Origin of the sequence: uncultured Campylobacter sp., assembly GCF_938045595.1 — a bacterium.
Classification (GTDB): domain Bacteria; phylum Campylobacterota; class Campylobacteria; order Campylobacterales; family Campylobacteraceae; genus Campylobacter_B.
Map to the genome: position 1 here is coordinate 1 of NZ_CALIBB010000292.1, position 5,488 is coordinate 5,488.

A 5,488-nucleotide genomic window follows, 5' to 3' on the forward strand; every position below is an offset into this window, starting at 1 on the left:
TGCAGCCCGGCGGCAGCATCCGCGACGATGAGGTGATCGCAAGCGCCGACGAGTTTGGCATGGCGATGTATTTTACCGGAGTGCGCCACTTTTTGCACTAAATTTCACTCGCCTGCGGTGGAGTGGATTTCGTTGCTCGCTGCGTAGCTTTTTATGCCGTTGCAAATCTTAAAAACCGCGCAGGGGCGGATCTCGTTGCTCTCTGTGTATCGGGCGCGATATAAATTTGACTGCGCTCCGATACGCGCTGGGCGTGATCGAATCGGACTACTTGCGCTTTGCCATACGGTTGTGCGACGACGATTTAGCTGTGCGGTATATCGTTTTGTAGTGGCGCGGTGCGGATCTAATGCATGGTGCTTTGTTACGCACCAATGCGGTGCGGATCCGGCTGCTCGCGACTGCGCGGCGCAAGTCCGGCTACCTCCGCTACGCAGCCGTGCGCGATGTAAATTTGACTGCGCTCCGCTACGTGGCGGAGGCAGTGCGAATCAGACTGTTCGCGCTTCGTTATACTACTGCACGGCGCGAGTTTTTGGCTATGCGACATACCGCTACGTATCGGTGCGGCGCAATCTAAATTTAATCATCCGCCGCTCCTGAATGGTCGCGAAAATTTTATCTAGCGACCGCGGCGCGTAAATTTTAAATTTAATCGCGCGCGCAGCGGATGGGTTCGCGCCTCGTCGTCGTATAACGGCGCACAAATTTTATCTCGCGGCGCGAAAATTTCATGGCGCCCATTTTGCGTTGAAATTTCGGCGCCGTTTCGCAGTAGATACGGAGCGGAGTATAAATTTTTAAGGCGGTGCCTCGTCGCGATCGGGCGCGCGCATAGACAAATTTTAATCGTGCTGCGAGCAGATGGACGCCGTGCCGCAACCTAAGCGGCGTGTAGAAAATTTAGCCGCGCGGTGGACAAGTGCCGTGCCGCATTTGAAGCGGTGCGTAGATAAAATTTAATCGCGTAGTAGAGTAGCGGGCGCAGTGCAAAGCTTCCGTCCCGCGAGCAGTCCGTGCCCTCGCAAAACGCGCGCGGTAGAATTCGGCCGCGTCGTAAAACTCGCAAAGGCGCTAAATCAGGCTCAAGCCACGGTTGCGCGGCGGTAAAATTTTGATCCCCACGATGGTAGCAAAATCTAGCCGCGAGGCGCGACAATAAAATTTCGCGCCGCAATAGGGTGTATCAAAATCTCTAAAATCCCCACGTAAGCCGCGATGAATGGATAAATTTCACGCGAGCCGTAGCGCAGGCGAATGGACGGCGCAAGAGTCTCGCTCGTAAAAGGGACAAATTTCATCGTAGCGCAGGGGGCGACGAAATTCCAACCCTACAGCGGTAGCAAAATTTTAATTCTTGCCGCGGCGATCAAATCCAACCGCTTGCCGCGCTAGCGAAATCCAGCCCCCCGCTGAAGCGGTAAAATTTTAATCTTGGCGGCGGCGGTAAAATTTCAGCCCTCGTTATAGCATAGAATTTTAACCGCTTGCGAGGAGGTAAAATTCCGATGCTGCAGCGTGCCGCGAGGATAAGATAAAATTTTGATCTTGCGCCGCAGCGATAAAATTCTAATTCTGCGGCGACGGCGAGCCGAAAGCTCCGATCCCGCGGCGATAAAATTTGGGTAGCGATCCGCCGTAAGCGATAAAATTTCTCTCTTTCACTCTCGCTTCATTTAGAGATTGTAAAATTGCGCAAAATTCAAAACGAAAGGATCAAAATGAAAATTTCTAAAGTTTTAATCTGCCTCTTTGCTTTGGCGGCGGGTTATTTAGTCGCGCTCAATGCCGCAGGCGGCGGCGGTAGCGCCGGTGCGGCGGACGCAAATTTTAAAGTTAAAGGAGGCGGTATGAACGCAAACGTGAAAGAAATTTATCTGGCAGGCGGCTGCTTTTGGGGCATGGAGGCGTATTTTAAGCAGCTTGACGGCATAGTCGCGACGCAGGTGGGCTACGCCAACGGCAAGAGCGATCAGGCAAGCTACGAGGGGCTGCATAGCAGCGACCACGCCGAGACGCTACACTTAAAATACGACGCTAACGTCATCAGCGAGCCTGAAATTTTGGCGCATTATTTCCGCATCATCGATCCGTTCTCGATCGACAAGCAAGGTAACGACCGTGGCCGCCAGTATCGCACGGGCATCTACTACACCGACGAGGCGAGCGGCGAGCTAGCGCGCTTTTTCATAGCCGCGCAGCAGGCAAAATTTAAAGAAAAGATCGCCGTAGAAGTGGCGCCGCTAAGGAATTTCGTCCGCGCCGAGGAGTATCATCAGGACTATCTCGGTAAAAACCCGGGCGGATACTGCCACATCGATCTGCGCCTAGCCAAAAAACCGCTTGAGGACGATGAGAAATTTAAAGTGCAAAGCAAGGAGGAGCTGAAGAAAAATTTAACCGAGCTTCAGTATCAGGTCACGCAGGAAAAGGCGACCGAGCGGCCGTTTTCGAGCGAATACGACAAGAATTATAAAAAGGGCATCTACATCGACATCGTGTCGAAAAAGCCGCTTTTTTCATCCACCGATAAATTTGACGCTGGCTGCGGCTGGCCGAGCTTTTCAAAGCCGATAACGACCGATGCGATCGCCTATGCGCAAGATTACAGCCACGGCATGCAGCGCGTCGAGGTCTCAAGCCGCGTAGGAGGCAGCCATTTGGGGCACGTCTTTAATGACGGACCGAGAGAGAAGGGCGGTATGAGATACTGCATCAACGGCGCGAGTTTGAAATTTATACCGCTTGAGGAGATGGACGCGCTAGGCTACGGGGATTATAAAATTTATGTAGAGTAACGCGGCGGCTTCTAGTTTGGCTTGCGACCGAGCAGTTTCGGGACCGGCTTGCGGTTTGGGCGATTTTGAGGCTAGCCCGCTTACCGTGCGGCTTCGGGATCGGCTTACGACCGGACCGGACGGCTTCGGGTTATGCTTACAGCTTGGGTAGGTTTAGGGCTGACTTGTGGCGGAGCAGCTTGGAGGCCGGTCTGTGACCGAGCGGTTTAGCGGCTCGGCTCGCAATTAGTCGGCAATTTGCGGTTAGATCGTCTAACTCGTTAGTCCGTTTGCTCATTTGCGGATCAGTTCGCTCGGATTGCAATCGGTCGGGGATTTGCGGCTCGGATTGTTAATCGGCCTGCTCATTTGGCGTACCAAGCGGTTTTGAAACCAAACCGACGACCGATTTAGCGCTTCGGTGATCCCTTGATTTGACGACAGGTTTGTTTGCGACCGATCTTTTCGATTTTGCTAGATCGTTTGCTTCGGCGGGCTGCTGGTTTGTGGCCGGTTTGCTGCCGATCGGTCCTGTAATGAGCTCGTAACCGATCCCGGGGCTGGTCGGCGATCGGTCGGTGCAGCGGAATTTAAACAAAGCGGGGGCGGTTCATCCTCCGCCTTAGCGCTCGGCAAAATTTGTGCGATAGAATTTAAACGAGGCGAGGGCAGTTCCGAATAGAATTTTAATAGAGTGCGGCTGCGGTCGCACCGCTGCCAAAATGAACGCGCCACGGAGAAGCCGTGCCGTGGATGGAATTTGAGCTCGCATTGCTTAAATTTCATCGCCACAAGCCGTTTCGGTTTTGCGGTCGGTCGGCGGTTTGACGATTTATCGGCGGATAAATTGGTTTGGCGGTTACGGATAGAATTTTAAAATTCCAAATACGATAAATTTACCTCTAAAGAATTTCATGCGGCGTAGCTGTAATAGAAAGAATTTAATGCGAGTGCAGCTCACCCATATAGCGTTATAGGGGGTTAGGTGGGGTTTGCGGGCGAGCAGAGCAATGCGGTGCTGAGGAGGCGGCGCCCGCGAGAAATGCGACCTCGCAATGAGACGCAATGAGAGCCCCTTCCCGCCCCGATAGAAACGGAAATCACGGAATAAAATTCACAAGCCGTGGATTCGGCGATAAAATTTTTATAATAAGTGTAGCGTGCTTAGCAAGAGGTGCAGTATAAAATTTTGAAATTCCGCTACGAATAACGGCGTCTATGCAATGCCCGCTCTGCATCCGCGTCGCAAATTTTAAATTTAGGATAGAATTTTAATGGCTAGCCCTGCGCAAAATAGAAAAATTCCCGCATAGATCGCTAAAAACGGCGCGATTATCGCATAATGGATGATGAGCTCGAAGAAATTGTAGATTATGTGCTTGCTTTTGGGCTCTTTAAATTTTAATTCTAGCGGCTCGTTCGAATCAAACGGCGTGTTGGAGCGCAAAATGTGCCTCGGGTCCGGCGCATCAAGTCTATTTTATTGCGCTGCATATAGTCTTTGCCTATGCCCAATACGCCGTTTATATAGCATACAAAGCCAAAGCCGCCGAAAAACAAAATGAGCCCGATGTCGATCAGCCTATCCGCCATAGCGATCTTTCCTTTGCTTTTTAAATTTAGAAATTTAGCCCGCCGTATTTGCTCTCGGCGTTTGCCTATTGAAATTCTAATTTTGCAGGATTGCACTCTTTATCGGCTTTGCAATCTTGCAATTTTTTGATGATTTTATTGAAATGCTCCTTATCATACGCCAAATCTCGCGTCATCGTCATATATTTAATTACCTCGTCTACATCTAAAGCATATTCAAAATAAGTTAATGCGCTAAGCAAACAAAAATTCCATATTTTGCCTACCTCACAAGCTCTTGTTAATGGTTTTAATGCAATTGAAGATCTATTTGTCTTAAGTAAAATTTCGCCGTATAAACCACACGCTAAGGAATTTTCAATCCCCTCTTTTTCAAAGCAGCGCTTATCCGTGATACTTAATAAATTCTGATAAGCGCTATATTTACCGTCGCCCATATCGCACTTTTTAATAAGTTGCGAGATCTCTTGTGAAAAAATTTTATCACATCCTCTATAGAAGTGCGAAGCATCACAATCATTCAATGCCTTACCGCGCTCTTCGGCGGACATTTTATAAAACCCGTCGCTTAAAATTTTAACTCCCGCGGAATTTTGTCCTTGCGCCTCGCTCGGCTCCGTATCTTGCATCGCAAAAGCAGCCCCGCTAAAACCGAGCCACAGCACAAACGCCAAAAATACTCGCTTCATTTTCTCTCCTTGTTCATTTTATTACTTGCTTATGATACCTAAAAAGCGATAAATTTTATTTATTTTACGCAGGATTTGGGCTGCAAGGTCGTAAAATTTTTAGGATATTTTAAATTTGGCTCGCGGAATTTTAAGTAGGATAAAATTTAAATTCTAAGATTCAATCCTTAAGCAAGTTAAATTTCGGCGCGATACAAGGTAAATTTGAGTAGGTTAAAATTCTTGCACGTTGGAATTTAAACGAAAAACTGGGCGTCGCGATAAGGCAAACGCAAAAATACGAAAAATGCGAAGCTGAAATTTATCGCATGTCTAAATTTAAACCGCCTTTTGGCTAAATTTAAGCTAAAAACGCTATAATCCCGTTTTCTTTTTATTCGTGCGCTCGTAGCTCAGCTGGATAGAGCATTTGATTGCGGTTCAAAAGGT

The 5,488-nt window shown here is 48.9% G+C and carries 5 protein-coding genes; 3 read left to right on the forward strand and 2 right to left on the reverse strand.

Going from position 1 to position 5,488, the window contains the following annotated elements; all coding sequences use genetic code 11:
• From Q0340_RS11330 to msrB, 3 genes are all read left to right on the forward strand, one after another.
• On the forward strand, positions 1 to 101 hold a 101-nt coding region (locus Q0340_RS11330; RefSeq protein ID WP_298083390.1), incomplete at its 5' end, for a hypothetical protein.
• Between the two features lie 1,156 nt (positions 102 to 1,257).
• Positions 1,258 to 1,395, forward strand: coding sequence for a hypothetical protein (locus Q0340_RS11335; protein ID WP_297882193.1), 138 nt, complete (start codon positions 1,258 to 1,260; stop codon positions 1,393 to 1,395).
• Between the two features lie 455 nt (positions 1,396 to 1,850).
• A complete protein-coding gene (gene msrB, locus Q0340_RS11340; protein ID WP_298083391.1) occupies positions 1,851 to 2,798 on the forward strand; it encodes a peptide-methionine (R)-S-oxide reductase MsrB in 948 nt (315 codons plus the stop codon).
• Between the two features lie 1,237 nt (positions 2,799 to 4,035).
• Here msrB and Q0340_RS11345 read toward each other — a convergent pair.
• Positions 4,036 to 4,224 (reverse strand): hypothetical protein, encoded by a 189-nt coding sequence (locus Q0340_RS11345; protein ID WP_298083388.1) that lies wholly within the window; start codon positions 4,222 to 4,224, stop codon positions 4,036 to 4,038.
• Positions 4,225 to 4,435: 211 nt separating this feature from the next.
• Complete coding sequence (locus Q0340_RS11350) at positions 4,436 to 5,059, reverse strand: hypothetical protein (RefSeq protein ID WP_298083389.1); 624 nt, start codon at positions 5,057 to 5,059, stop codon at positions 4,436 to 4,438.
• Positions 5,060 to 5,488 lie beyond the last annotated feature (429 nt).